Below are 981 nucleotides of genomic sequence, written 5' to 3' on the forward strand. Positions count from 1 at the left end.
TATCTAAATCAAAGTACAATCCATTAAGACCTGTAGTAGGAAAGTTTTGACCGTAACGTGACGGGTCTGTTTCTTGAGTGAGAAAGCCCTTAGCTGGGTCCCACATCGAAACCGGACCAGCATAATTACCTGTACCGTAATCCAAATTAGGTCTGACAAAACAAACCACAGACGCAGCCTTAGGATTGACGTAATAAGTCACATTACTAGCACGGAAATCACTACGATTAGGAATACCGTAACGAGTCGATAATGTACCGTCAGTACTGGATAACATAACACGATAAGGTGCGTTACAAATCTCTGGCACTGCACTACGTGATACCGTTTGACCGCTTTTATCGACGATAGATAAACTTAACGTACCTGTAGCAGTAACGCCAGAATCACCATCATCATCTCCCCAATAATTATTAGGAGGACCAATAAGAGAATTTAAATCGACTGAATTAGTATTAGTTGGGACGAACATACTTATATCAGCAAAACTCTGTCCCTCAACAGGCAAGGAGATTGGAGTTATAGATGAAGAATTGGTAGAAGGCGTATAATGTGTACCATCAGATAGTGTAATCCCGAGCAAACCGTCATTATTAACCGCACGAGTACGACCGCCATCGTAAGTTAAATATGGCTCATTTCCGTGAATAGAATTCGAGGTATTAACGGTTAATGCATGGCTAAAAGAAGGAAGTAGTAGTACGACAAAGATCAACCGAAATAATTTGGAACGATGAAACGATCGCGCCAAAATTCGTAGAATTTTGCTTGAACAGATGAAAAAATGAAGTTCTCGGAAAAATGAAAATTGGGAGCTTAACTTAGACGAATTTAAAGTATAGGTTGACCAAGGTGCATGGTGCATGGTGCATGGTGAAAATTATAATGCATAACGACATTCCTGTCAAGTAAATTTTGAATTTAATTAATGCTTTGCAGTTAAATTCTCAAAGCTAGAACAGTTAAAGATTATAGTGACAG

General features: G+C 39.0%; 1 protein-coding gene. It reads right to left on the reverse strand.

Features of this window, described 5'->3' with window-relative positions:
- Window positions 1-751, reverse strand: a 751-nt coding sequence (locus tag J3U16_RS09330; protein WP_267342937.1) for a hypothetical protein, incomplete at its 3' end; no start/stop codon positions are given.
- Window positions 752-981: the final 230 nt, after the last annotated feature.

Source organism: Gilliamella sp. B3023 (assembly GCF_026536845.1).
Classification (GTDB): Bacteria; Pseudomonadota; Gammaproteobacteria; order Enterobacterales; family Orbaceae; genus Gilliamella; species Gilliamella apicola_E.